Source organism: Accumulibacter sp., from assembly GCF_031732815.1.
GTDB lineage: Bacteria > Pseudomonadota > Gammaproteobacteria > Burkholderiales > Rhodocyclaceae > Accumulibacter.
Map to the genome: position 1 here is coordinate 1 of NZ_JAVMKF010000147.1, position 26,685 is coordinate 26,685.

Consider the following 26,685-nt stretch of genomic DNA (forward strand, 5'->3'; position numbering starts at 1 on the left):
GCAGTTCGTCGTCGGTCCAGCGCAGAAAGAGTTCTGCCCGCATCAGCGTGCAGATCCCGGCGACGGCGCGGCTGACCCGCTGCGCATCGAGACGCCGGTTGTGGCTCAACAGACAGGCGATCACCGCCGGCAGCGCAAACAGGTGGAGAACGTTGTTGCGGAAGTACGCGAGCAATGGCGCCTGCCCTTCACGGACGCGAATCAGCGCACCGAAAGGATCGCTCAGCCGTTCAACCATGGTCAGGCGCTCGGCATAATCGACGATCTGCGCCGCGTCCAGCCGACAGTCGATCGTCGTCGGCGCGTAGGGCGCGGCACTGACCAGCGCACGATAGTGGTCGAGCAGACGCAGCAGGCCGTGTTCGTCGGCCGTATGTCTGGGCGTCGCCAGCAGGGCAAGCGCGATCAAATTGACCGGATTGAGCACGGCTGCATCATTGATCCGCCGAGCGAGCTCGGCGGCTGCGCTGCGCGTGATGCTGCGTGCCCATGCCGCCTGTTCCTCAGCCTCCTGTGCGCGCCAATCGGCGCGCCGGGAATCGAGAAAATCGGCCAGCGGCAAGGGCTGCCCAAAGTTCACATGGACTTTGCCGAAAACGCGCTTCAGTTCGCGCACGCTCCGCAGCAGTCCGAGCAGTGATTCGCGTTGCTTGGGCTGGCCGGCCAGTTCGCCGAGGTAGGCCTTCCCCTCGATGATTTTCTCGTAGCCGACGTAGACGGGAACAAAGACGAGCGGCCGCGTGTGCTGACGAATGAAACTCAGTACCGTCATCCCGAGGATGCCCGCCTTCGGCGTCAGCATTCGCCCACTGCGGCTACGCCCCCCCTCGATGAAGTACTCGATCGGGAAACCGCGCGCCAGCATCAGATGCAGATACTCGTGGAAGACCGCCGCGTATAGCGCTTCGCCCTTCAGGCTGCGGCGGAGAAAGAATGCCCCGCCACGGCGCAGCAGAGAACCGACAATCGGCAGGTTGAGGTTGGCCCCCGCGGCAATGTGCGGTGGCGTCAGTCCCTGACGGTGGATGATGTAGGAGAGCAGCAGGTAGTCGATGTGGCTGCGATGACACGGGACATAGACGATCTCCTGGCCGGGAGCAATGCGCGTTACCGTGGCGAAGTTGTGCAACTCGATTCCGTCGTACAGACGCGTCCACAACCAGGTGAGAAACAGCTCGAGCGCGCGCACGACGCCATACGAGTAATCCGAAGCGATCTCGAGCGCAAAACCGCGCGCACGACTCTGTGCCTCTGCCAGCGAAATGCCGCGCAAAGTGGCTTCGTCGGCGATCGCCGCGCGTACCCGCTCGCCGGCGAGGACCGCGTTGACCTGCGTGTGGCGGTGCGAGAGGTCGGGGCCGATCGCCATCTGGCGCTGCCGGCGGAAATGCACGCGCAACACACGCGACAGCTTGCGCAGCGCCGCTTCCTGGTGCAGCCCGTCGGCCAGGAAACCGCGCAGCGAGATCGGTGCGTTGAAGCGCACGAGAACGTTGCGTCCATGCAGCAGGATGGCCAACAACTGGCGCCACGGACCAGGCCGCCGCCAGGTTTCCGAAAACAGCGCCTTGAGAATCGATTCCTGCTTGTCCGGGCTGCGCCCCCAGAGGATGACCACCGGGACAAGCTGCACATCGAACTGCGCATCGTCGAGCGCGCGAGCGATCAGCCCGACAAGCAAGGGAGAATGGCCGCTGACCCGCTTGCCCGCATGCCGGCGAAGGTCGCGGTTGAGGAAGAAGAACGAGCGCGGCAGACGCTCCCGGCCGGCGATGATCGGCGCCTCGGCGCGCGGCAGGGCTGCCCGCCGGGTCTCCTCACTGAGCACCAGCAGGCTCGACAGGTGGCGGTCCTGCAGGACGTAACAGACCGGCTTCGCCGGGTCCAGCGCGAGTTCGTCCAGCTTGGCCGGAAAGACCGCCGTACGTACCCAGAAGTACAGCACGCGGCGGGCGAAACGCAGCAGCCAGCCGGATAGCTTGCCAGCGCCCGCCACGCGCGTGCTTCTCCCGCCTTGCCCTTGCTACTCTTCCTCGACCACCTTGTGCTGCGCCGCGAGTTGCTGCTGCGTTGCCGGCGGCACCTGCGCATAATGCGAGAAAGCGATGCTGTACGAGCCTTGTCCGCCGGTCAGCGACTTCAGGCGCGACTGGTAGCCCTCGAGCTCGGCCAGCGGCACCTGGCCGGTGATGGCCATCACTCCGGCACCCCGCGGCTGCGTGCCGGTCAGGTGTCCGCGCTTGCTCGACAGGTCGCCGGTCACATCACCGGTCAAGGCATCCGGAGCCAGGATCTCGATGTCGACGATGGGTTCGAGGATGATCGGCCTGGCCGCCCGGATGGCTTCAGCGGTCGCCTTCTTGGCCGCGGTAAAAAAGGCAATGTCCTTGCCGTCGACCGGGTGTGACTTCCCGTCGTATACGGTGACGCGCAGGTCCTCGACCGGAAAGCCGGCGACCACCCCGTCAGCCAGCGCCTGGCGCACGCCCTTCTCGACCGCCGCCATGAAGACGCCCGGAATGACGCCGCCCTTGACGATGTCGACGAATTCGAAGCCGGCGCCGCGTTCAAGCGCTTCGACGCGCAGCATGACCTCGCCGAACTGTCCGGCACCGCCACTCTGCTTCTTGTGCCGGCAGTGGCCCTCGGCCGAACCGGTGATCGCTTCGCGGTAGGCAATCTGCGGCGGCTTGGTATCGAGCTCGAGCTTGTACTGCTGCGCCAGGCGACCCAACTTGGCGCGCAGGTGCATTTCACCAATACCCCGGATCACTGTTTCGTTGGTCGCCGCATGCCGTTCGATCTTGAAGCACGGGTCTTCTACTTCGAGCTTGCGCAGAATTTCGACCAGCCGCTGCTCGTCGGACTTCTTGCGCGCCTGCACGGCAAGGCCCTGCATTGGTTGCGGAAAATCGAGCGGCTGCAGATGGATATGATCCTCCTCGTGCGAATCGTGCAGCACACAGTCGAACTCGATTTCCTCGACCTTGGCAATCGCGCCCAAGTCGCCCGGCACCAGCGCCTCGACCTCAAGATACTCCTTGCCCTGCACGCGATAGGCGTGCCCAACCTTGAACGGCCGCTTGCCGTCGCCGACGAAGAGCTGCGAATCCTTGCGAATCGTTCCCTGATGCACCCGGAAGATTCCCACCTTGCCGATGAAGGGATCGCTGACAACCTTGAAAACGTGCGCCAGGACATGTTTGCTGGCGTCCGGTTCGGACTGGAAGGCAACCGTCGGTCCGCCCGGCTCGCCGCGATAGAACGGCGGCGGGTTTCCTTCGCTCGGGTTGGGCGCCAGCTTGGCGATGACATCGAGCAACTGCGGAATGCCGGCGCCAGTCTTTGCCGAGACGAAAAGAATCGGCACCAGGTGTCCGGCGCGCAAGGCACGCTCGAAAGGCAGGTGCAGGTCTTCGGGGCTCGGATCGACGCCATCCTCGAGATACTTGGCCAGCAGGTCCTCGTCCTCCTCGACAATCTGATCGATCAGCGCGCGGTGCGCCGCGGCAACCGACTCGAAATCGCTCTCGCCGTCGTCGTGGCCAAGCAGTTCGACAACTTCGCTGCCCTGCTTGGCCGGCAGGTCAAGCAGCATGCATTCGCGTCCGAAGCGCTCCCGAACCGTCGCCACCAGCGCGGGAAGATTGACGTTCTCGGCATCGATCTTGTTGATCACGATCATTCGACAGACACCACGCGCCGCCGCCAGCCGCATCATGCGCTCGCTCGACAGTTCGATCCCATTTTGCGCATTGATCACCACCAGTGCCGTGTCCACCGCGGCCAGCGCGCCGATCGCCTGCCCGGCAAAATCCGGGAAGCCGGGCGTGTCGATCAGGTGAACTTGTACGCCCTGCCAGTTGAAGCCCACCAGCGCCGAGTTCAGCGAGTGGCCGAACTCCTTTTCCTGGGCGTCGAAATCGCAGACGGTGTTGCCCTTTTCGATCGTCCCGCGGCTGTTGATGGCGCCGGCTGCGGCGAGCAGGCTCTCGGCAAGCGTCGTCTTGCCCGCCGCGCCGTGCCCGACAAGCGCGACAGTGCGTAGGTTACTGGTGGCGGTCTGGCCCATTCATCATCTCCCATTCATGTCGAAGGCACGCCGCAGCCGCAGGATTTGCCCAATCGCCCGGACGATCGCGCGTGTGGCGTGTGGCAAGCATTTTACCCCGCCGGCGAAGGGAGCGCTTGTTCGCCGTCGCACGCTCCGAAGGGGACTCGCGGCGACCGATAGCCGTCGCTGGCGGACGCACGCTTGGTGCAGGAGCGACACACTTTTTGCTCGAAAATACCCCGGTCTACGCGCGCTTCATGCACATTTCGGGCGATTCCGTTTGGCGAAAACGCACTCAGTCGGCTAAAGTGGCGGCCTCTTAAACGCCTCGAACATCGCACCAGGAGGAAAAATGGAAAAACCTGCGCACCAGGCCGATCTGCGGGAAGCCGCACTCGAATACCACCGTCATCCGACGCCGGGCAAAATCTCGGTTCAGCCGACGAAAGGTTTGAGCAATCAGATAGACCTTGCGCTCGCCTATTCCCCCGGTGTGGCCTATGCCTGCCATGCCATTGCCGATGATCCGGCAGCGGCCAGCCTCTACAGTTCACGGGCCAATCTGGTCGGCGTGATCACCAATGGCACGGCCGTCCTCGGCCTCGGCAACATCGGTCCGCTGGCCGCGAAGCCGGTGATGGAAGGCAAGGGCTGTCTATTCAAGAAGTTTGCCGGAATCGACGTGTTCGACATCGAACTGGCGGAAAGCGACCCTGACCGTCTGATCGACATGATTGCCGCGATGGAGCCGACGCTCGGAGGAATCAACCTGGAAGACATCAAAGCGCCGGAATGCTTCTACATCGAGGCCCGACTGAAGGAGCGGATGTCGATCCCGGTCTTCCATGACGATCAGCACGGCACGGCGATCATCTCGGCCGCGGCCATCCTGAATGCGCTCGAGATCGTTGGCAAGCGGATGGATGAAGTCAGAGTCGTCTGCTCGGGGGCGGGGGCAGCCGCCATCTCCTGCCTCAATCTGTGGTGCACGCTCGGCGTTCGACGCGAAAACATCACCGTCTGCGACTCGAAAGGCGTCGTCTACCTCGGACGCGATGCCGACATGGAGCCGACCAAAGCAGCCTACGCGCGCGACACCGACGCGCGCACGCTGGCCGATGCACTCGCCGGGGCAGACGTCTTCCTCGGGCTGTCGACGGCCGGAATCCTCGATCCGCAACTCCTGCTGACGATGGCCAGTCAGCCGATCGTTTTCGCTTTGGCCAACCCGACGCCCGAGATCATGCCCGAACAGGCGCGTGAGGTTCGCCCTGACGTGATCATGGCCACCGGCCGCTCGGACTATGCCAACCAGGTTAACAATGTGCTCTGCTTCCCGTTCATCTTTCGCGGCGCGCTCGATGTCGGCGCGACGAGCATCAACGAGCAGATGAAGATGGCCTGCGTGCTGGCGCTGGCAGCGATGGCGAAAGAGGAAATCAGCGACGAAGTGGCGATGGCGTACCCCGGGCAGGAGCTTGCGTTCGGGCCCGAATACCTGATTCCGAAGCCTTTCGATCCGCGCCTGATCACGACGATTGCGCCGGCGGTAGCACAGGCGGCGATGGCCTCGGGTGTGGCCACGCGTCCGATCGCCAACCTGAACGCCTACCGCGACAAGCTGCGCGATTTCGTCTACCGGACCGGCGTCGGCATGCGTGCCGTCTTTTCGGCCGCCAAGCGCGGCCGGAAGACGCGCATCGTCTACCCTGACGGCGAAGACGAGCGGACGCTGCGCGCCGCGCAGACGATTCTCGACGAGGGCTTGACCCGCCCGATCCTGATCGGCCGACCCGATGTCATCGCGGCGCGCCTGCAACGGATCGGATCGAAGCTGCGCGTCGGTTCGCACCTCGAGGTGGTCGATCCCAACAGCGACGCGCGCTACAAGGAATGCTGGACCGCGTATCATCAGTTGCGCAAGCGGCAAGGGGTGACGATCGATATCGCCAAGATGCGCCTGCGCAACGACAACACGATCATCGGCGCCGTGCTGCTCCGCCTGGGTTATGCTGATGGGATGATCTGCGGCCTGAATGGACGTTTCGCCCACCACTTGCGGCAGGTTGACGAAATCATCGGCAAGGCGCCCGGGCGCAGCATCATGGCCGCAATGACGCACGTTCTGCTGCCCGGCCGAGCGCTTTTCCTCTGCGACACGCATGTCAATGACGAACCCGACCCCGCGCAGTTGGCCGAAATTGCCATCATGGCGGCGGCCGCGGTACGCCGTTTCAAGATCAGACCCAAGGTGGCCATGCTCTCGCATTCCAATTTCGGCTCGTCGCAAAGCGCGGCAGCACGGCGCGTCGCCGAAGCCGTCGCGATCCTTCGTGCGCAAGCTCCGGACCTTGAAGTCGACGGTGAAATGCACGGTGAAAGCGCGCTGAGCGAAGCCATTCGCCAACAGTCCGACCCGGAGTCGCCGCTCACCGGTGAGGCCAACGTGCTGGTGATGCCCAATCTTGATGCGGCCAACATTTGCTACAACCTGCTCAAGATGACCGGCGGTGACGGCATGTCGGTCGGTCCGATCCTGCTCGGAGCAGCGCGCCCGGTACATGTCCTGGCACCCACCTCAAGCGTCCGTCGGGTGGTTGACATGACCGCCTTGGTCGTCGTGGACGCTGCGCTCAAGTAGGCGACGGCGACTGGCGACCCCCGACGGATCACGCCTGACGGCTGCCAGCGTCATTCTGCCAATGACGCTGCTTTACAAACCCGCGCAAGCCATGCATCATCGACCCGGCAAGTTAAGCGCAGCCGGGAACTGATGGTTTTCAGCGCCTTGCGCGCTCCCTATTTCGAGAAATGGCAGCCAACCTACAATCTGTGCCGCTCAGCGGCCTCGCTCGCGCGCTCGTCCAGGCGGACCGGCTGAAGGAAGCCGAGGCCGAGGCCATGCTTGCGCAGGCCACCGCGACGCGGACCTCGCTGATCGAGCAGATCGTCCTGGCGAAGAAGGCGACCTTCCTCGAAGTCGCCCGCTTTGCTGCCGACAAGTTCGGCTATCCGCTGCTCGATCTGGCTGCCTTCGACGACGCCCTCATCCAGCGCAACGCCATCGACCGCAAGCTGATCGCTTCGCATCGCGTCGTACCACTGCACAAGCGCGGCAACCGGCTGGCGATCGCCATCGCCGACCCTACCAACCTGCGCGCGCTGGACGAAGTCCGTTTTCAGACCGGTCTGGCGGTCGATCCGGTGATCGTCGAGGACAACAAGCTGTCGCCGCTCGTCGCCAAATTCTCGGAATCGGTCGAGGAAACGCTCAAGAGCCTGAGCAACGACGACATCAACCTCGAGTTCACCGACGAACAGAGCCAGGACAAGACCGACGAAGCCTCCAGCATGGAGGTCGACGACGCGCCAGTCGTCCGCTTCATACAGAAGATGCTGCTCGATGCGATCAACGAGGGGGCGTCCGACATCCACTTCGAACCGTACGAGAAGAGCTATCGCATTCGCTTCCGCAGCGACGGCATCCTGCGTGAGGTCGCCTCGCCACCACTCGTCATCAAGGACAAGATCGCCTCGCGCATCAAGGTCATCTCGCGCCTGAACATCGCCGAGAAGCGTGTTCCACAGGATGGCCGGATGCGCCTCGTGCTTTCGAAGAGCAGGGCGATCGATTTTCGCGTCAGTACCCTGCCGACGATGTACGGCGAGAAGATCGTCTTGCGGATTCTCGACCCCGGCAGCGCAACGCTGGGCATCGACGCGCTGGGCTACGAACCGGACCAGAAGGCGACGCTGCTCGACGCCATCCACCGGCCCTACGGGATGATCCTGGTGACCGGACCTACCGGTTCGGGAAAGACCGTCTCGCTCTATACCTGCCTGAACATTCTCAACCAGCCGGGAGTAAACATTGCGACGGCGGAAGACCCGGCGGAAATCCCGCTGCCAGGAATCAACCAGGTGAACGTGGACGACCGGGCGGGCCTCACCTTTCCGATTGCGCTCAAGGCGTTTCTTCGCCAGGATCCGGACATCATCATGGTCGGCGAGATTCGCGACATCGAAACGGCCGAAATAGCGATCAAGGCGGCGCAGACCGGGCACCTGGTGCTGTCAACGCTGCACACGAACGATGCGCCAGCGACGCTGACCCGCCTGATGAATATGGGTATACCGACGTTCAACCTCGCTTCGAGCATCCTCCTGATCACCGCACAACGGCTGGTCCGTCGTTTGTGCACCTGCCGCAAGCCGATCGATGCTCCTGTTCAGACGCTGCTCAATGCCGGCTTTGCCGAGGCTGATCTGGACGGAAGCTGGGTCCTGTATGGTCCGGGCGAGTGCGAGCGCTGCAAGGGAAGCGGCTACAAGGGGCGCGTCGGCCTCTACGAGGTGATGCCGGTGACCGAGGCCATCCAGCGGATCATCATGGCCAACGGAACCGAACTTGACATCGCCATCCAGGCGAGGAAGGAAGGCGTCAACGACCTGCGTCGCTCCGGACTGCGCAAGGTCATGCAGGGGCTCACCTCGCTCGACGAGGTCCTCGGCAGCACCAACGCTTGAAGAAGAGGGAACAATGGCGACTGCAGCAAAACCCACCAGCAAGAACCCACCTGAAGTCAAGCAGTTCGTCTTTCTCTGGGAAGGGAAGAACAAGGCGGGCAAGATCGTGCGCGGCGAACAGCGGGCAACCAGCGAAACCGTCGTACAAGCAACGCTGAGACGTCAGGGTATTCTGGTCAACAAGATCTCGAAACAGCGCTTCCGTAGTGGAAACAAGATCTCCGAGAAGGACATCACGCTGTTCACACGGCAGTTGGCGACGATGATGAAAGCGGGCGTCCCGTTGCTGCAGACCTTCGAAATCGTCGGCCGCGGTCACGACAACCCGGCGGTCGGCAAGCTGTTGCTCGATATCAAGGCGGATGTGGAGACCGGCAGTTCACTTTCGCAAGCGTTCCGCAAGTATCCCCTGCATTTCGACCCCCTGTACTGCAACCTGGTCGCCGCCGGCGAACAGGCCGGCATCCTCGAGACGCTGCTCGACCGCCTTGCCACCTACAAGGAAAAGATGCTGGCGATCAAGGCCAAGATCAAGGGAGCGCTTTTCTACCCGGTGTCGATCATCGTTGTCGCCTTCGTCATCACCGCGGTGATCATGGTTTTCGTCATTCCTGCCTTCAAGGAGGTTTTCAAGAGCTTCGGCGCCGACTTGCCGACACCGACGCTGATCGTGATTGGCATGTCGGATTTCGTCATTGCCTATTGGTGGGCCCTGGCCGGCGGTATCGCCGGATCGATCTATGCCTTTTTCTATTCCTGGAAAAGGTCGGAGGCGATGCAGATCGCTTTCGATCGCCTGTTCCTGCGCTTGCCGGTATTCGGCGACATCATCCGGAAAGCGGTGATCGCCCGCTGGACACGGACGTTGGCGACCATGTTCGCCGCCGGCGTACCGCTCGTCGAGTCGCTCGAGTCGGTCGGCGGGGCGGCCGGAAACTACGTCTATAAGGCCGCCAGCAGGCAAATCCAGAGTGAGGTCAATACCGGAACGAGCCTCACCTCGTCGATGCAGAATACCGCCCTCTTCCCCAACATGGTCACACAGATGGTCGCCATCGGCGAGGAATCCGGCGCGCTCGATTCGATGCTCGGCAAGGTGGCCGATTTCTTCGAGGCCGAAGTGGACGACGCGGTAGCAGCGCTCGCCAGCCTGATGGAACCGATGATCATGGTCGTCCTCGGTGTCCTCATCGGCGGGATGGTGATCGCCATGTACCTGCCGATCTTCAAGCTGGGGGCGGTCGTCGGCGGCTGATGGAGCTACTTTCGACCATCGACGCGCATCCGGGCCTGTTCATTCTCTTTTGCGGCTTTTTCGGGATTATCGTCGGAAGTTTTCTCAACGTCGTGATCTGTCGCCTGCCGCGCATGATGGAACGCGAGTGGCAATTGCATTGCGCCGAACTGCGCGGCGAAGCGCCGCCGCCAGGTGAAGCGATCTCGCTCGCCAGGCCGCGCTCGCGCTGCCCGGCTTGCGGACACACGATCGGCATCCTGGAAAACATTCCCCTGCTCAGTTGGCTGGTCTTGCGTGGACGCTGCGCAGCCTGCGCCGCACCGATCTCGGTGCGCTATCCTCTGGTCGAAGCAGGCAGCGGACTGGCTTGCGCCTACACGGCCCTGCACTTTGGCTTTGCCTGGACAACCGCCGGCGCCATGCTGCTCATCTGGTGCCTGCTCGCACTGACCTGTATCGACCTCGACAAGCAGGTGCTGCCCGACCTGATCACCCTGCCGCTGCTCTGGGCCGGGCTGATCTTCAACATCTTTGCCAGTTTCACCGACTTGCAGTCGGCCGTGATCGGTGCGGTCAGCGGTTACCTCTCGCTCTGGCTGGTGTATTGGGCCTTCAAGCTGACGACCGGCAAAGAAGGGATGGGCTACGGCGACTTCAAACTGCTGGCTGCGCTCGGCGCCTGGCTCGGCTGGCAGATCCTGCCTTTGACCATCCTGCTTTCGTCGCTGCTTGGCGCGGTGGTCGGCGTAACGCTGATTGTTGTGACCAAGCGGGGGCGGAACGTGCCGATTCCATTTGGCCCTTACCTGGCCGCAGCCGGCGTCGTCGCCCTGTTCTGGGGCAAGCCGCTGACGCGCGCTTACATCGGCTTGCTCTAGCATCGCCAGAGGCAGTTCGCGCACTCGCGCCGCCGGACAGGCGAGCGAACCGCCAGCGCGACATTGAGGTTCGGCGCGGAAGACGTGCAGCGACTACTGGCCGGGGTGGCGGAAGACATGGACGCAGCGCGCCCGGAAGTTCTCCGTGAGACGCCACACCAAGTAGCGGATCAGGTAGTTCTTGACCCTCAGACACTCGACGCCGCAATCACTTGCCGTGTCGAGCCTGCTGAAAAAGCGGGATCAAGCTGGCGTCCCCACGGGGATTCGAACCCCGGTACCTACCGTGAAAGGGTAGTGTCCTAGGCCTCTAGACGATGGGGACCCGGAACAGTTGGCTTCAATTCGACTTCTTCTTGTGGAGGTACGCGGGATCGAACCGCGGACCTCTTGCATGCCATGCAAGCGCTCTCCCAGCTGAGCTATACCCCCGGCAAAGAAGGCACGGATTATAGGGGCCTGCTCGACGCTTGTAAAGCCCATACGCGGACGCTTGCCCGGATCGTCGCGTAGCCAGCACCTTCAGAGCTTCGGGCCGGGTTCCAGGATAGCCCTCTCGTCCACCCAGTCGCTTTCTTCGGCCGTCTTCAGCAGGCGCTGCAGATTGCGTATTCGTTGATGCCTGCGCAAAGGCCGCCGGCTCATCCGAGCATCGGCAATGTCGATCAGGCCAAGTCGCCCGTCCGGTGTGCAGACGACATTGCCCAGATGCAGGGATCGGAAGTACACCCCTTTCTCGTGCAGTTCGACCAGCAGGTGCGTGAACGCGGTTTTCAAACGCGCCTCACGTGACGGGTCGAGCCCTTCGCGCCGCAGCTGGCGCAGCGTCCGTCCAGGCAGCGGATGGTAGTGCACGGCGTCGCGGCCAATCGACGGTATCCGGAAAACGTCGATCACTTCGGGTACCGGAATCCCGCGTTGACGCAAAGCGCTGGCGTTGTCGGCAAAGCGCTCGGCGTAGGGATACCAGGCCGCCGACGAGAGCAGGCGCTTGCGCCGGAAAAGCTTGAGCATGCTGCCATCGACGAGCAGCAGTACTTTCTCGCCGAAGCTGTCGGCTTCGATGACGGTCGCTCCCGCGCGCAGGGCGAGGAAAGCGTCTGGCGGCATGATCTTCAAGCCGGGAGCCCCTTGAGCAGCCAAAAGCGGCCAGTTTACTTCCGTTTCGCTCGTCGGTCGCAAGCCTTGATCGCCGCTCGGCCGACGGCGGGCCGGCGAAGGCGCTGCGCCGCAGCAGGGAGCAGCGCCGACGCGACGAGCGATCCTGCCAAAGTCCGCGGTAAGCCCCTACAATCGACGGTTTTGATCACCCGGATCAGCGCAATGAACTTCATGCACGCCCTGAGCGCCGCCTGGCGCGAACGTAACAGCCTCCTTTGCGTCGGCCTCGACCCCGATCCGGCGCGCTTTCCCGCGCACTTGCGCGGCCAAACCGACGCCATCTTCGAGTTCTGCCGGGCGATCGTCGACGCGACGGCCGACCTGGTCTGTTGCTTCAAGCCGCAGATCGCCTATTTCGCAGCACACCGCGCCGAAGATCAACTGGCCGCGCTGATTCGGCATATCCATACGCAGCATCCGACGACGCCGGTCATCCTCGACGCGAAGCGCGGCGACATCGGCAGCACCGCCGAACAGTACGCGATCGAGGCTTTCGAGCGCTTTCAGGCCGACGCGGTCACGCTCAACCCCTACCTTGGGCGCGATTCGATCGAACCTTTCCTGAGCTTCCGCGAGAAGGGCGTCATTCTTCTCTGCCGCACTTCGAATCCGGGCGGCAGCGATCTGCAGTTCCTCGACGTTGGTGGCGAAAAGCTGTACGAGCGCGTTGCTCGCCTGGTCAGCGAGGCGTGGAACAGCAGCGGTCAATGCGCGCTGGTGGTTGGCGCGACCTTCCCGGCCGAGATCGCCCGCGTGCGCGCAATCACTGGCGAGATGCCGCTTCTGGTTCCCGGCATCGGCGCCCAGGGTGGCGACATCGAGGCGACGGTGCGCGCCGGTCGCACGCGCAGCGGCGACGGGCTGATGATCAATTCCTCGCGCGCCATCCTCTACGCCGGTGCCGGCGAAGACTTCGCCGCTGCCGCGCGCGCGGCAGCCGAGGAAACGCGCGCGGCGATCAATCTCTACCGCACGATCGATCGCTGAGCCTGTCGGGCCACGCCCGGCGACCGCTCTCCGACGCCGGGCCGTTGTTCGCGCTGCCCGCTGGTCCGCGCATCGGTTGTGGACACCCGCCGCGGCACGCGCACCGAAGCGGGGCAAGCGCGCGGCAGAATTTCCGCTTTCCTGATGCAAGGGGTTGATTCGATGATGTGGCACGCCGATTGCTAGGCAGCAAGGGCGAGGAACATCATGAAGAGCGAAGTCAGGTCCACCTGTTGCTACTGCGGCGTCGGCTGCGGCGTGCTGATCGGAACCGAAGAGGGGCAGATCAGCTCCGTGCGCGGCGATCCCGAACACCCGGCGAATCGTGGTCGCCTGTGCACCAAAGGAGCGACGCTTCATCTCGCTGCCGGGACAGGCGGGCGCCTGCTCTATCCGGAAAGGCGGCCGCAGCGCGCTCGTCCGTGCGCGCGGGTGACGTGGGACGAGGCGCTCGACGAAGCCGCCGAACGCTTTGCCGAAACGATTCGCGCGCATGGCCCGGATGCCGTGGCCTTTTACGTCTCCGGGCAGTTGATGACCGAGGACTACTACGTCTTCAACAAGCTGGCCAAGGGACTGATCGGTACCAACAACATCGATACAAATTCCCGGCTGTGCATGTCGTCGGCGGTTGCCGCTTACAAGCAGACGCTGGGTGCCGATGCGCCGCCGTGCGCGTATGCCGACATCGAAGAGGCAGGCGTGATCCTGATCGCTGGAGCGAACCCGGCGCTTGCCCACCCGATCGTCTTTCGCCGCATCGAGGATGCCAAAGCGGCCAATCCGGACCTGAGAATCGTCGTGGTCGACCCGCGTCGCTCGGAGACCGCCGAAATCGCCGACCTCCACCTGGCGATCAGGCCGGGTAGCGACATCGCGCTCTTCAACGGCATGCTCAACGTGCTGCTCGCCGAGGAAATGATTGACCGCGCGTATGTCGACGCCCACACGACGGGTTTTGCCGCGCTTGCGCAAGTCGTGGCGCGCTATCCGCCGGCGGTCGCGGCCGAGCTCTGTGCGGTTCCGGTGGACGACATCGTGCAGGCCGCGCGTTGGTTCGGCAGTAACCGTCCAGCGCTGTCGCTCTATTGCCAGGGCCTCAACCAATCGGCGCATGGCACGCACAACAACGCCGGGATCATCCATCTGCATCTGGCGACCGGGCAGATCGGCCGGCCTGGCGCCGGCCCGTTTTCGCTGACCGGACAACCCAACGCGATGGGCGGACGCGAGGTCGGCGGCCTGGCCAATCTGCTGCCGGCGCACCGCGATCTGGCCAACCCGGCGCACCGCGCCGAGGTCGCGCGCTTCTGGGGCGTTCCGTATCTCTCGGGTGCGCCCGGAAAACCGGCCATCGAACTCTTCCGCAGCCTGAAAACGGGGCAGATCAAGGCCATCTGGATTGCTTGCACCAATCCCGCGCAGTCGCTGCCCAACCAGGCTGCGGTACGCGACGCCTTGCGCGCAGCCGATTACGTCGTCCTGCAGGAAGCCTGGGCGAATACCGACACCGCCGAATTCGCCGACCTGTTGCTGCCGGCCAGCGCCTGGGGCGAGAAACACGGGACGGTGACCAACTCCGAACGCTGCATCAGCCGCGTGCTGCCCGCGCTCGTCCCGCCGGGTGAAGCACGTCACGACTGGCAGATCGTCGTCGACTTCGCGCGCCGGCTGGGCCGCCAGCTCGAGTACGCGGCAGCCGACCGGCTTTTTCCCTACGACGACGCGGAGGCGATCTTCAACGAACACCGGGCGACGACGCGCGGCCGGGATCTCGACATCAGCGGCCTGAGCTATGCGCTGCTCGAACGCGACGGTCCGCAGCAGTGGCCGTACCCGGCTGGCGCCGCGGCGGGCAAAGCGCGACTCTACGATGACGGACGCTTTCCGACCGCCGACGGCCGCGCGCACTTCCTGACCATCGAGCATCAGCCGACGGCCGATCAGCGCACGCCGGAAGCGCCGATCAGCCTGCTCTCCGGACGTCTGCGCGACCACTGGCACGGCATGAGCCGTACCGGAACCGTTGCGCGCCTGTTCAATCTGGAGGACGAACCCCTGCTCGGCATGCACGCCTGCGACATGCGTCAGCGCCAGCTTGTCGCGGGCGATATCGCACGAGTGAGCAACGGTCGCGGCGAAATCACCGTGCGCGTCGCCGAACGCCCGGGGCTGCAGCGCGGCCGGGCGTGGCTGCCGATGCACTGGGGCAACCGGTTCATGAACTCGCCCGGCGCCAACGCGCTGGCCAGCGACGCCACCGACCCCTATTCGATGCAGCCGGAACTCAAGCACGCAGCGGTGCAGGTCAGCAAGCTGGAGCTGCCCTACCCATTGGCGATCGTCCGCCGTTGTGGGAGTCGCGACGAGGCTCTGGCACTGATCCAGACCGGCAGGTCGGCGTTGAGCGAGTTTCCCCATGCCAGCATTGCGCTTTACGGTCGTGCCAGTCCGCTGGTCGTCTTCCGCGCGGAGTGTCGACATGCCGTCGACGCCACTCGGCTCGCCGCGCTCGATCGGCTGTTCGCTCTGGCGGGCGACGAGGGAGAGATCGTTTATCAGGATGCCCGGCGAGGCATCGCCAAGAAGGCCATCGCCGTCGACGGACGCTTGTTCGGCGTGCGTCTGGCCGGTGAAACGTCGGCACTCGGCTGGCTGAAGCAGGCAATGGCGGAAGACGAACTCGACGCTCGCCTGATTCACCTGGCGCTTGCCCCGGGCGCGAGCGCACCGGTCGTCATCGCCGCGCGCAGGATCGTCTGCAAATGCGCCGATGTCAGCGATGCACAGATTCTCCAGGCACTCGCCGGCGGCGCCAGTCTGGGTGAACTGCAGGAAACGCTGAAGTGTGGCACCTACTGCGGTTCCTGCCTGCCGGAACTGAAAAGAACGGTGGCCGAACAGCGCGCCGCGGCCGCCGAACAGCCCGTCGCTTCAATTGCTGCCGAACGCTAGCCGACGCGCGCAGCGCTGATCTGCGCTGCGCGGCAGCGCTTGCGGCCTTCGGTGAGCCGCTTGCTTTCCGGCCATCCGAGCCAATCGATGCTGCACCGCAACAGGGCATCGCGCTCGACACTGGTGCGTCCAGTTCTCCTGTCTGAGCCAAAAACCCACAATAAAGCAGCAATATCGGACCTTGGCACGGTTCTCGCTCATCAGCGTAAGCCAGAGCGCTTCGACGTGCACAGAAGGCCGCCGCCGGGCGCCAGCAATCTCGGGCGCCGTCGCGCGTGCGGCGCGCCCGACATGGACACGACTTTGGAGCTGGAAATGAGCAAACCCCGCCTCGTCGTCATCGGCAATGGTATGGCCGGTGTCCGCACGATCGAAGAACTGCTGAAAATCAGGCCGGACCATTACCGCATTACGATCTTCGGTGCGGAACCGCATCCGAATTACAACCGCATTCTCTTGTCCCCGGTTCTCGCCGGCGAGATGAGTACGCAGGAGATCGTGCTCAACGAGCTGGATTGGTACCGCGACAACGGCATCGAACTGCACACTGGCCGACAGATCGTCACCATCGACCGGGTCGCGCGCAAGGTCATTGCCGACGACGGCTTCGCGGCCGAGTACGATCGACTGCTCATCGCCACCGGCTCGACGCCCTTCATGCTGCCGATTCCCGGCAACGACCTGCCCGGCGTCGTCGGCTACCGCGATCTCAAGGATACCGACGAGATGATCGACGCCGCGCGCCGTTATTCGCACGCGGTGGTCATCGGTGGCGGGCTGCTCGGCCTGGAAGCCGCCAATGGCTTGAAGCTGCGCGGCATGGACGTGACCGTCGTCCACCTCGGCGCGTGGCTGCTCGAACGCCAACTCGACGAGCGCGCCGGCCGGATGCTGCAGAAATCGCTGGAAGAGCGCGGGCTGAAATTCCTCCTCGAAAAGCAGACCGAGGCACTGATCAAGGGCGAGAGCGGCCGCGTTGCGGCGATCCGCCTGCAGGACGGTGTGCAGCTCGCCGCCGATCTGGTCGTGATGGCAGCCGGAATTCGCCCGAACTACGCCTTGGCGGAAGCCGCCGGCATCTACTGCAAGCGCGGAATCGTGGTCAACGACACGATGCAGACGTATGACCCGAAGGTCTATGCGGTTGGTGAGTGCGTCAGCCACCGCGGCATTGCCTACGGTCTGGTCGCGCCGCTCTTCGAACAGGCAAAGGTGGCCGCCAACCATTTGGCCGATTACGGAATTGCCCGCTACACCGGCTCGGTCACCTCGACCAAGCTCAAGGTCACCGGCATCGACCTCTTCTCGGCCGGCGAGTACATGGGTGGCCAGGACGCCGAGGAGATCGTTCTCAACGATCCGGCGGGCGGCGTCTACAAGAAGCTGGTCATTCGTGACGACAAGTTGATCGGCAGCGTGCTCTACGGCGACACGGCCGATGGCCCGTGGTACTTCCAGTTGCTCAAGGACAGGCGCGACATCCACGACGTTCGCGACTCGCTGATCTTTGGTCAGTCGCTGGTCGGCGATGTCGGTCACGCGGGCAACAGCCGGGCTGCCGGCCTCGCCGAGAGCGCCGAGGTGTGCGGCTGCAACGGCGTATCCAAGGGCACGATCATCAAGGGAATCAAAGAAAAGGGCCTGTTTACGCTGGACGAGGTGAAGCGGCACACGAAAGCGGCATCGTCCTGCGGCTCGTGTGCCGGCCTGGTCGAGCAGATCCTGGCGTCGACCATCGGCGGCGCCTACACGCCAGCAAGCTCCGACACGAAACCCGTCTGTGCCTGTACCGAGCTGTCGCACAAGCTGGTGCGCGAGACCATCCGCGATCAGCACCTGACCAGCAAGGAAGCCGTTTTCGCCTTCATGGAGTGGAAGACGCCGAACGGGTGCGAGAAATGCCGCCCGGCAGTCAACTACTATCTGATCTCGACCTGGCCCGACGAGGCCAAGGACGATCCGCAATCGCGTTTCATCAACGAACGTGCGCACGCCAACATCCAGAAAGACGGCACCTTCTCGGTCGTCCCGCGCATGTGGGGCGGCCTGACGACGCCCGCCGAACTGCGCGCGATTGCCGACGCAGCCGAGAAGTACAAGGTTCCGACCGTCAAGCTCACCGGCGGCCAGCGCATCGATCTCTTGGGCATCCGGAAGGAGGATCTGCCGCGCATCTGGGCCGACCTCAACGCTGCCGGAATGGTCTCGGGACACGCCTACGGCAAATCGATCCGCACCGTGAAGACCTGCGTTGGTGCCGAGCACTGTCGCTTCGGCACGCAGATGGCGATGGACATGGGGATCAAGCTGGAGCGGATGCTGTTCGACATGTATGCACCGCACAAGGTCAAGCTGGCCGTTTCCGGCTGCCCGCGCAACTGCGCTGAAGCGGGTATCAAGGATGTCGGCGTGATCGGCGTCGATTCGGGCTACGAGCTCTATGTCGGTGGCAACGGAGGAATCAAGACCGAGGTCGCCCAGTTTCTGTGCAAAGTGAAGCACGACGAGGAGGTGATGGCGTACTCGGGTGCTTTCCTGCAGCTCTATCGGGAAGAAGGCTGGTACCTCGAACGCACCTGCCACTTTCTCGCACGCGTCGGCCTCGACTACGTCAAGCGCCGGGTCGTCGCCGACGACCCGGGTCGGCAAGCGCTGCACGCGCGCTTGCTTGATTCGCTGAAGAACGCCCGTGACCCCTGGCAGACGAACCGCACCGGCGATGCCGTCAGACAGTTCGTCCCGCTCCGCGTCGAGGCCTGAGTTCACGGCAACGAGGAGATGAAGAAATGAGCAACTGGAAACGGATCTGCCAACTGGACGAAATTCCCCGCCTGGGGTCGCGCGTCGTGCAAGGGACCAAGGGCGGCGACATTGCCCTGTTCCGTACCGCGGCAGATCAGGTCTTTGCCCTGCACGACAAGTGTCCGCACAAGAGCGGTCCGCTCTCGCAGGGAATCGTGCACGGCGAGCGGGTGAGCTGCCCGCTGCACGGCTGGAACATCCGCCTCGACGACGGCCAGGCCGTCGCACCGGATGTCGGGTCGTGCCGCAGCTTTGCGGTAAGCGTCAGGGACGGCGAGGTCTTTCTCGCCGTCTGAGGAGAGGAGCTGCGGTGCCCCAGTCGGAGAGCCGCCGTACAGCGACCGTCATCGCGGTCATCAACGAAGGAACACAAGCAGTGGACAAGAAATCATTCCTGCACGCCGGCCACCTGCCAACCCTGCTGGCGGCTTTCCTCTACTTCGACCTCGCCTTCATGGTCTGGGTCCTGCTCGGTCCGCTTGGCGTCGGCATCGCCCGCGATCTCGGCCTGTCGCACGCCGAGAAGGGGCTGATGGTAGCCACGCCGGTGCTTGCCGGCGCGCTCCTGCGCATCGTCATGGGCATTCTGGTCGACCGCCTGTCGCCGAAAAAGGCGGCGATCATCGGCCAGCTTGTCGTCATCGTCGCGATGGCCTACGCTTGGCAGATTGGCATTCACTCCTACCGGGAAGTCCTGCTTCTCGGTCTCTTCCTGGGGGTGGCTGGCGCCTCGTTTGCCGCCGCGCTGCCACTCGCCTCGCGCTGGTATCCGGCCGAGCATCAGGGAACGGCGATGGGCATCGCCGGAGCAGGCAACTCGGGCACAGCGCTGGCCGCGCTCTTTGCTCCCGGTCTGGCAGCCGCTTTCGGCTGGGTCAATGTCTTCGGGATCGTGCTCGTGCCGCTCGTCCTCGTCCTCATCGCCTTCCTCTTCATGGCCAAGGATGCGCCCGACGCGCCGCCACCGAAGACGCTGGCCGAATACCTGAAAGTCCTCAAGGACAAGGACGCCTGGTGGTTCATGTTCTTCTATTCGGTGACTTTCGGCGGCTTCGTCGGTCTCGCTTCGTCGCTGGTCATCTACTTCAATACGCAGTACGCCCTCGATCCGAAGACGGCCGGCTTCTTTACCGCCGGTTGTGTCTTCGCAGGTTCGCTCGTGCGGCCGATCGGCGGTTACGTCGCCGATCGCGTTGGCGGCGTAAAGTCGCTCAGCGTGATGTACATCCTCGCCGCAATCTTTCTCGCCGTGGCCAGCGTCGGTCTGCCCGCCGCCTGGATGGCGCTGGTCGTCTTCGTCTGCGCAATGCTGGCGCTCGGCATGGGTAACGGCGCCGTCTTCCAGTTGGTGCCGCAGCGCTTCAAGAAGGAAATCGGCGTCATGACCGGGCTGGTCGGCATGGCCGGCGGCGTCGGCGGCTTCTATCTGGCGTCCAGCCTGGGCTATTCGAAGCAACTCACCGGCAGCTATCAGCTCGGTTTCATGATCTTCGCTGCGCTCGCCATCCTGGCGCTTTTCGGGCTGACCAGCGTCAAGACGCGCTGGCGGACAACCTGGGGGGCGAGCTATCTGACGACGGCGAAGATCTGACGTAGAGTGCGGGCAAACCAGCATTGGGCGGCGCGGCCGAGCGGCTGCGCCGCCCGCTTCATCAGGAAACGCCATGCCAATGCAAGTTGCTGTCGGCCATTCGTCGCTCACCGGACGGCGCGCGCGCAATGAGGATTTCTGTGGCGTGGCGACGCCGACCGGCGCCGAGCTGGCAAACAAGGGGGTGATCGCCGCGGTTGCCGACGGCATCGGCGGTCACCGCGGCGGCCGTGAAGCCGCCGAATACACGGTGCGCGGCCTGCTCTCCGACTACTTCGCGACACCCGATACATGGAGCGTCGCGCGCGCCATCGAGACGGTGAGCAGCGCGCTCAACCGCTGGGTCATCGCCGAGGCCAACCGCAACGCCGAGCTCAGCGGAATGGCGACGACACTCTCGGCGCTGGTCCTGCGCGGCCGGCGCTTCCACCTGGCGCATATCGGCGACAGCCGCATCTATCGCCTGCAGGCCGGCCGTTTGCACGCCTTGACCACCGACCACGTCTGGGAGCATCCCGAGCTTGCGCATGTGCTGTCGCGCGCGATCGGTCTCGATGCGCGCGTCCTGATCGATTTTGCCGACGGCGAACTGGCGCTCAACGACCGATTTCTGCTCGTCACCGACGGCGTCTGGGGCGCTCTTCCGGATGCGCTGATCAGCGAAGTGCTGCTTGCTCACCCCGAGCCGCAAGCCGCTGCTGCCGCCCTGAGCAGCCTGGCGCTAGCCCAGGGCGGGCACGACAACGCGACGGCATTGGTCATCGATATCCTGGCGCTGCCGTCGGCAACGCTACGCGACAGCCTGGAGAGCGACGGGGGTTTGCCGCTGCCGCACCGGATGAAGGTCGGCCACGAAATCGACGGCCTGCGCGTCGAAGAAATCCTCCACGACTCGCGCCAGACGCTGCTCTATCGCGTGCGAGCGGCCAACAGCGGCGAGCAGTGCGTCCTCAAGACGCTGCAGCCGGGAATGGGCGGCGACGCCGAGGCGTCTGCCGCACTGCTCATGGAGGAGTGGCGCGCCCGGCGCGTTGTTTCGCCTTTCTTTCCGCAGGTGATCCCCGCCGGGCAGCGCAGCGCCCTTTACTATCTGACGACCTGGCATCCGGGAGCAACGCTGGCCGCCCGGCTCGCCTGCGGGCAGCACTTCCCGGCCACCGAGGTCGTCCGTCTCGGCATCTCGCTCCTCAAGGGAATCGGCCTGCTGCACCGGCTCGACATCGTCCATCGCGACATCAAGCCCGACAATCTCCATCTCGGTGACGACGGTGCGCTGCGCATTCTCGACCTCGGCGTCGCTATCAGCCTCGCCGAAAACGAAGGCGGGCAAACCATCGGCCGCGCCGGCACGCCCTCGTACATGGCGCCCGAGCTGTTCGCCGGCGCCGCGCCTGCAGCGGGTTTCGACCTTTACGCCGCCGGCGTCAGCCTTTACCAACTGCTGACGCGCAAGTATCCGTATGGAGAGATCGAAGCCTTCCAGACGCCGCGCTTCACCGAGGCCGTGCGCCCGACGCGCTGGCGTCCGGACACCCCGGGCTGGCTGGAGAACGTTCTGCTCAAGGCGGTGGCGCGGGACGCCGCCGACCGTTTCGCGACCGCCGAGGAGTTTCGTCTGGCGCTCGAACGCGGTGCAACGCGGCCAATCGCTCCTCCTGCCCGACAAGCGCTGGCGCAGCGCAATCCGCTGCTCACCTGGAAAGTGCTTGCCGCAGCCTCGCTCTTGCTCAACCTCGTCCTGCTCGCCATCCTCTCGCGTTAGCCGGAGAAGCACCGTGAAAACCCTCCTCGCCTCGCACGCGGCGGGCTGGCTGCCTGGCGCTCCCCTCCGTCTCCCGCCGCCGACGAACACGCGCCCCGAACCAATCATGACGCGCGCAAGCTCGTCGCGTTGCGCCAGTTCGCAGCGAACCGAGAGTGCCACGGTCGAGCACGAGGCACGGGCTGCCTGCAGAGGCGAAGCCTTATCGCCGTAGTTGCAAACACTTCCCGCTCCGAAGGCTCGCTCTGGCAAGAGGGTCGGGCAACTGCTGCCGATTGACGGCATGCCTGTGATACCGGATAATGCGGACCGACTTCGGGGGCATAGCTCAGCTGGGAGAGCGTCTGGTTCGCAATCAGAAGGTCGGCGGTTCGATCCCGCCTGTCTCCACCAAGAAATCAACGACTTAGCCCGACTCGCAAGGTCGGGCTTCTGCTTTTTCGGCATCTGGTAAACAGAGGGTAAGCGGATTTGGGCAATCCGGATCAACGCCACCAAGCCAGAGCCCGGCGCGGTGGCAACCGCCAGACACCCTGTGGTACCCGATCAGGCGCCTAAGGCTTGGTCTGCGCCACCGGCCCGAACACGGTACCCGGCAAACTTTTCATCATGTCGCCCAGCGCGCTCTTGTTGCCGAGTTTGGAAGGCAGCATCGATGCCTTCAGCGCCAGCGCGTCCAGTTCCGTGCCGCAGTAGGTCACACCGTTCTCGGTTCTCGGGCTTTCGGTCGGCTTCATCGGCACCAGCAGGATGAGGAAATCTCCACGAGCTTTCGCTTCGTCAACCTGCCGCCGGTATTCCGCCCATTCCTCGGCTGGCGCATCGCTCGCGGGCTCGCGCAGCATGCAGACGGATAGCTGTGGCTTTGGCAGCAGCACGTCTTCCAGTCGTGCCAGGCGACGCTTCAGGGTGCTCATTACAGTGCTTGCCCGGACAACAGAAGCACGCGGCACGGACGGCAATCGGTGCGAGCCAGCGCTTCGACCTTCGCCCGTTCGGCGAAGTCGTCCTCGGCTTCGTCGCTGCGGCGGTCGACGACATTGTCACCGATGACGGCGCGGAAGACCGGGCGGCCGACGATGCGACGGATGATGAGAGCGATCTCGTCGGCGTTCGAGTGGTTTGCCTCCAGTCTGGCCGTACGGCGCTCCAGCGTTCTGCTCATTTCCACCTCCTCGGGTGGAGAAAATCACGCGCCCGTATGCGCGGGCTGTAGCGCCTCGTACCGGTCGAGAATCGCATTCCATTTCGCGGAGACTGCGGGATCGATGGGACGCTTCCGATGAGGCGCGGCTATTGACGGCCGCACTCCGGCCGGATGGTCCTCCGCAGCCATGCGCGCATCCAGCCAGTCGCGGAATGCGAAAAGGCTGCCGAAATCGGCCAGCAAAGCGGCACGGCTCGTCCCCATCCGTTCCAGCTCGATGTCGACTTCCCTCTCGCCGTCGTTGCGGTTCCTGAGTTTTTCCACCTTGCTGAGCCGCGTTTGCAACCCGTTCATTTCTTCCCTTCCAGTGCGCTGATGCGTTGCTCAAGCTCCTGGGTCTCCAGCGCCTTGCGGCGGGCTTCCACGATGCCGGCGAGTGTCGCCGCTTCGCCAGGCAGGATGTCGCCGGCGGCAACAGCCTGCAGGATGGCAGCCTGAGCCTGCGCGACGCCTTCCGCAGACCCCGTGTCCGGCAGCGACAGGAAGATCGGACGCTCCTTTGCCACAGGAACCAGGCGCTCGATGACCAGCCGTGCAGCGCTGATGTCACCACCCTTGGCCATCTCGACGACCCTCTTGGCGATCGCATCGGCGCCTTCCTCCATCGCCGCCAGGGCGACCAGCGTGACCGGATTGCGGCTTCCCCTGGGTCGGCCCTTCGGGTTGCCAGACTGGCCAGGCTTCCAACCGGGGCGTAGGTGTTCGGCTTTCGTCATTTCGCTCATGCTCTGTTCCTCGACGGTGTTTTTTCAGTGCTCCGCTTCTTGGTGACCTTCACGAAACCGTAGCGCCTGCCAATTTCAGCCCAAGCACGTTGCGCAGAAAGCCGGGCTGGTTCCGACGCTTCGACCCGACCCAGAACTGCCAGCAGCGCCCGTAACGGCGCGTTTTGTTCATCGCCGATGGCGTCTATCGTGGCGCGGCTGTCGCGCATACGCTGCGCGCGCTTGCGCTCCGCAGCGCTCAACGCTTGCTCGCCTATGGGTGGCCTGCCTCGTTTCGTGACTGTCACAGTTTTGTCGGACATCGCTTCTCGATCGTTGTTGTGACTGTCACGATAATAGCAGATAGGTGCCCTGCCCAGCTTGAGTAAGACAGCGATCCGTGCATTCGCGCTGCCGAAGTCGTGGCCTCCGAGTGTGACGGGTGGCTGGCGAGCGCGCGGAGCAGCCACCGGGCCGAGGGTGACGGTTCTTGTGGGCAGGCGTATCCTGTCGGGTCTGACGATGGCGAGGTCCGCACCATGCTGAACAAGAAAGAGACTGACGCTGCTGCGCCGGCACACGCGGGCGATTCCATTGCTGCCATCAAGTATCCGGCCAAGCGCAAGAACATCCCGCCGGCCGGGCTGGAGGCGCAGGGCGTCGTTCAGGAAGCGCCGAAAATCCGCTACGAATACAACCCGCATCTGCCGCCAATGCTGCGCTCGGCTACAGACGCGGCGGCGGCCGACAGGCTGCCGGAGTTGCTGGCGATCGCGCGGCAGCGGGCGCTTTCGGCGGAAGAGGCGAAGGTGCTGGCGGACGCGCTGCGCCGGCATGAGCCATGGCTGGAATGGAGCGGGAAGCGGGAGAAGCCGTGGTTCGAGGTCGAGCCGGTGGCGCTGCACATGCACTAGCGCATCTCCACCCAGGCGATCCTGCGCGTGCTGGCGCGCGAGGATGTCGAGCGCGATCTCTTTGCCGATCCGCAGCACGATTATGCGCAGGCCGTGCAGTTCTACCAGCACGACGTGGACTGGGCGAACCGCATGATCCTCGGTGACTCGCTGCAGGTGATGGCCAGCCTCGCCCGGCGCGAGGACTTGGCCGGCAAGGTGCAGATGATCTACCTCGACCCGCCCTACGGCATCAAGTTCGCCTCGAACTTCCAGCCGCAGCTCGGCCAGCGCGACGTCAAGGACCGCGAGCAGGACCTCACGCGCGAGCCGGAGATGGTCAAAGCATACCGCGACACCTGGACGCTCGGCATCCACTCTTACCTCGCGTACCTGCGCGACCGCCTCGCGATGGCCCGCGAACTCCTCACCGACTCCGGCAGCATCTTCGTTCAGATCAGTGATGACAATCTGCATCGAGTGCGGTGCGTGATGGATGAGGTATTTGGGGTGGGGAATTTCTGCGCCATCATCTCGTTTCAAAAGACCGGGAGCATGGTTGGAAACCTCCTCCCAACAACCGTCGATTTCCTGCTTTGGTATGCCCGAGACATCGAACGGGTGAAATACAAACAGATCTATCAAGAACGACGTAGCGGTGCCACATCCCTTGATCGATACGATCAAGTCCTTGAGCCCACGGGGCTGATGCGACGAATCACAGAGGACGAGCAAGTCACAGACGATCTGGGTCCCCTTCGGCGTTTCCAACTTACGAGTCTTTTCTCGGATGGTGCCTCGACCAAACCGCAGGCGTTCCCGTTCCGGGGTAACACGTATGAACCGAAGGGCAATGCCCACTGGAAGACGGATGTCGATGGTGGGTTGCGCCGTTTGGGGTTGGCCGAGCGGGTTGAACCACAGGGGGACCGACTCAGATATGTGCGCCTCGCTTCAGATTTCAATCTCGTTCCTCTTGCTGACCGATGGGAAAGCGTCCAGATCGGCACGGCGGCGATTTATGTAGTTCAGACTTCAACAACCGTTGTGGAGCGCTGCCTATTAATGACCACCGACCCCGGCGACCTGGTGTTGGACCCGACCTGCGGCAGCGGAACCACAGCGTATGTCGCCGAGCAGTTGGGCCGGCGCTGGATCACCTGCGATTCCAGCCGCGTGGCGCTGGCGCTGGCCAAGCACCGGCTGCTGACGGCGAAGTTCGATTACCAGCAACTTCGCTCGCTCAGCGCGGAGGACGTGGCGCGCAATCCGAACGGAACCTGGCTCACCGACCCGACGGGCAAGGTTCCCGGCAAGGCCACCTTCCGGTGCAAGACGGTGCCGCACATCACGCTCAAGAGCATCGCCCGTAACACTTCGCTCGATCCGATCTTCGCCAGGCACGAGCCAATTCTCGCGGAGAAGCTGACGCAACTGAACCGCGAAGTGGCCACGGTCGGCGCCGTGCTGAAGGGCAAGCTGGTCGAGAAGCTGATTCACAAGCATCGCGAATCCGGCGCCAACGCCATGAGCGACGCCGACACGCGCCGCTGGCTGCTGCCGGATACGCAGGCGGCCTTGATCCGCTCCTTCCCCGCGCGTTCACCCCTCAAGGGCCTGACAACCAGGCAGGCCGAAGCGTATCGCGCCGCGATTCCGAAAGGCGGATGGCAGGAATGGGAGGTGCCCTTCGATACCGATCCCGACTGGCCATCCACGCTGCAGGACGCGCTGACCGCCTACCGCGCTGCCTGGCGGGCGAAGATGGACGAGGTGAACGCCTGCATCGCCGCCAACGCCGAGATGGAGGAACTGGTGGACAAGCCCGAGCCGGTGAAGGGCATCGTGCGCGTGACCGGCCCCTTCTCGATGGAACTTACCCTTTCCCACAACCCGTCAGCAGACGGTAGCGCTATGGTTTGTTCCT

Annotated in this window: 20 protein-coding genes and 3 tRNA genes; 13 read left to right on the plus strand and 10 right to left on the minus strand. The window is 64.1% G+C overall.

Going from position 1 to position 26,685, the window contains the following annotated elements:
• Together plsB and fusA are read right to left on the minus strand one after the other, a co-directional pair.
• Positions 1-1,996, minus strand: a 1,996-nt coding sequence (gene plsB, locus RKP46_RS10000; RefSeq protein WP_311106509.1) for a glycerol-3-phosphate 1-O-acyltransferase PlsB, incomplete at its 3' end; no start/stop codon positions are given.
• 27 nt (positions 1,997-2,023) lie between these two features.
• A complete protein-coding gene (gene fusA / locus RKP46_RS10005; protein ID WP_311106510.1) occupies positions 2,024-4,072 on the minus strand; it encodes an elongation factor G in 2,049 nt (682 codons plus the stop codon).
• Between the two features lie 334 nt (positions 4,073-4,406).
• Here fusA and RKP46_RS10010 point away from each other — a divergent pair, with 334 nt between their 5' ends.
• From RKP46_RS10010 to RKP46_RS10025, 4 genes are all read left to right on the plus strand, one after another.
• Entirely contained in the window at positions 4,407-6,695 is a 2,289-nt protein-coding gene (locus RKP46_RS10010) for an NADP-dependent malic enzyme (RefSeq protein ID WP_311106511.1), read from the plus strand.
• Positions 6,696-6,865: 170 nt separating this feature from the next.
• A complete protein-coding gene (gene pilB / locus RKP46_RS10015; protein WP_311106512.1) occupies positions 6,866-8,581 on the plus strand; it encodes a type IV-A pilus assembly ATPase PilB in 1,716 nt (571 codons plus the stop codon).
• A 13-nt stretch (positions 8,582-8,594) separates the two neighbouring features.
• Positions 8,595-9,836, plus strand: a complete 1,242-nt coding sequence (locus RKP46_RS10020) for a type II secretion system F family protein (RefSeq protein WP_311106513.1) — start codon at positions 8,595-8,597, stop codon at positions 9,834-9,836.
• Positions 9,836-10,696 carry an A24 family peptidase gene (locus RKP46_RS10025; RefSeq protein ID WP_311106514.1) on the plus strand — a complete coding sequence of 287 codons (861 nt, stop codon included), beginning with the start codon at positions 9,836-9,838 and terminating at the stop codon, positions 10,694-10,696. Before RKP46_RS10020 ends, RKP46_RS10025 begins: the two co-directional genes overlap by 1 nt.
• A gap of 249 nt (positions 10,697-10,945) precedes the next feature.
• Here the strand turns inward: RKP46_RS10025 and RKP46_RS10030 are convergent.
• The 3 genes from RKP46_RS10030 to RKP46_RS10040 all read right to left on the minus strand — a co-directional run bounded on the left by RKP46_RS10030 (position 10,946) and on the right by RKP46_RS10040 (position 11,806).
• Positions 10,946-11,021, minus strand: a tRNA-Glu gene (locus RKP46_RS10030).
• 34 nt (positions 11,022-11,055) lie between these two features.
• Positions 11,056-11,128, minus strand: a tRNA-Ala gene (locus RKP46_RS10035).
• 90 nt (positions 11,129-11,218) lie between these two features.
• Entirely contained in the window at positions 11,219-11,806 is a 588-nt protein-coding gene (locus RKP46_RS10040) for a toluene tolerance protein (protein WP_311106515.1), read from the minus strand.
• Positions 11,807-12,019: 213 nt separating this feature from the next.
• Here RKP46_RS10040 and pyrF point away from each other — a divergent pair, with 213 nt between their 5' ends.
• From pyrF to RKP46_RS10075, 7 genes are all read left to right on the plus strand, one after another.
• Positions 12,020-12,844, plus strand: coding sequence for an orotidine-5'-phosphate decarboxylase (gene pyrF, locus RKP46_RS10045; RefSeq protein ID WP_311106516.1), 825 nt, complete (start codon positions 12,020-12,022; stop codon positions 12,842-12,844).
• A 207-nt stretch (positions 12,845-13,051) separates the two neighbouring features.
• Complete coding sequence (locus RKP46_RS10050) at positions 13,052-15,799, plus strand: molybdopterin-dependent oxidoreductase (protein ID WP_311106517.1); 2,748 nt, start codon at positions 13,052-13,054, stop codon at positions 15,797-15,799.
• A 315-nt stretch (positions 15,800-16,114) separates the two neighbouring features.
• A complete protein-coding gene (nirB, locus tag RKP46_RS10055) occupies positions 16,115-18,559 on the plus strand; it encodes a nitrite reductase large subunit NirB (protein WP_311106518.1) in 2,445 nt (814 codons plus the stop codon).
• A 26-nt stretch (positions 18,560-18,585) separates the two neighbouring features.
• Positions 18,586-18,897 carry a nitrite reductase small subunit NirD gene (gene nirD / locus RKP46_RS10060; RefSeq protein WP_311097897.1) on the plus strand — a complete coding sequence of 104 codons (312 nt, stop codon included), beginning with the start codon at positions 18,586-18,588 and terminating at the stop codon, positions 18,895-18,897.
• A gap of 80 nt (positions 18,898-18,977) precedes the next feature.
• Positions 18,978-20,192 carry a nitrate/nitrite transporter gene (locus RKP46_RS10065; RefSeq protein WP_311106527.1) on the plus strand — a complete coding sequence of 405 codons (1,215 nt, stop codon included), beginning with the start codon at positions 18,978-18,980 and terminating at the stop codon, positions 20,190-20,192.
• Positions 20,193-20,265: 73 nt separating this feature from the next.
• Positions 20,266-21,954 carry a bifunctional protein-serine/threonine kinase/phosphatase gene (locus RKP46_RS10070; RefSeq protein ID WP_311106519.1) on the plus strand — a complete coding sequence of 563 codons (1,689 nt, stop codon included), beginning with the start codon at positions 20,266-20,268 and terminating at the stop codon, positions 21,952-21,954.
• 317 nt (positions 21,955-22,271) lie between these two features.
• Positions 22,272-22,347 (plus strand) — tRNA-Ala (locus tag RKP46_RS10075).
• A 161-nt stretch (positions 22,348-22,508) separates the two neighbouring features.
• Here the strand turns inward: RKP46_RS10075 and RKP46_RS10080 are convergent.
• The 5 genes from RKP46_RS10080 to RKP46_RS10100 are packed head-to-tail and all read right to left on the minus strand — an operon-like array spanning position 22,509 to position 24,188.
• A complete protein-coding gene (locus RKP46_RS10080) occupies positions 22,509-22,871 on the minus strand; it encodes a hypothetical protein (protein ID WP_311106520.1) in 363 nt (120 codons plus the stop codon).
• Positions 22,871-23,119 (minus strand): hypothetical protein, encoded by a 249-nt coding sequence (locus RKP46_RS10085; protein ID WP_311106521.1) that lies wholly within the window; start codon positions 23,117-23,119, stop codon positions 22,871-22,873. Before RKP46_RS10085 ends, RKP46_RS10080 begins: the two co-directional genes overlap by 1 nt.
• A gap of 24 nt (positions 23,120-23,143) precedes the next feature.
• Complete coding sequence (locus RKP46_RS10090; RefSeq protein WP_311106522.1) at positions 23,144-23,455, minus strand: hypothetical protein; 312 nt, start codon at positions 23,453-23,455, stop codon at positions 23,144-23,146.
• Positions 23,452-23,886, minus strand: coding sequence for a DUF5681 domain-containing protein (locus RKP46_RS10095; protein ID WP_311106523.1), 435 nt, complete (start codon positions 23,884-23,886; stop codon positions 23,452-23,454). The genes RKP46_RS10090 and RKP46_RS10095 overlap by 4 nt, the downstream gene beginning before the upstream one ends.
• A complete protein-coding gene (locus RKP46_RS10100) occupies positions 23,883-24,188 on the minus strand; it encodes a hypothetical protein (RefSeq protein WP_311106524.1) in 306 nt (101 codons plus the stop codon). The genes RKP46_RS10095 and RKP46_RS10100 overlap by 4 nt, the downstream gene beginning before the upstream one ends.
• A 216-nt stretch (positions 24,189-24,404) precedes the next feature.
• Here RKP46_RS10100 and RKP46_RS10105 point away from each other — a divergent pair, with 216 nt between their 5' ends.
• Positions 24,405-24,779, plus strand: coding sequence for a hypothetical protein (locus RKP46_RS10105; protein WP_311106525.1), 375 nt, complete (start codon positions 24,405-24,407; stop codon positions 24,777-24,779).
• A gap of 27 nt (positions 24,780-24,806) precedes the next feature.
• On the plus strand, positions 24,807-26,685 hold a 1,879-nt coding region (locus RKP46_RS10110; protein WP_311106526.1), incomplete at its 3' end, for a site-specific DNA-methyltransferase.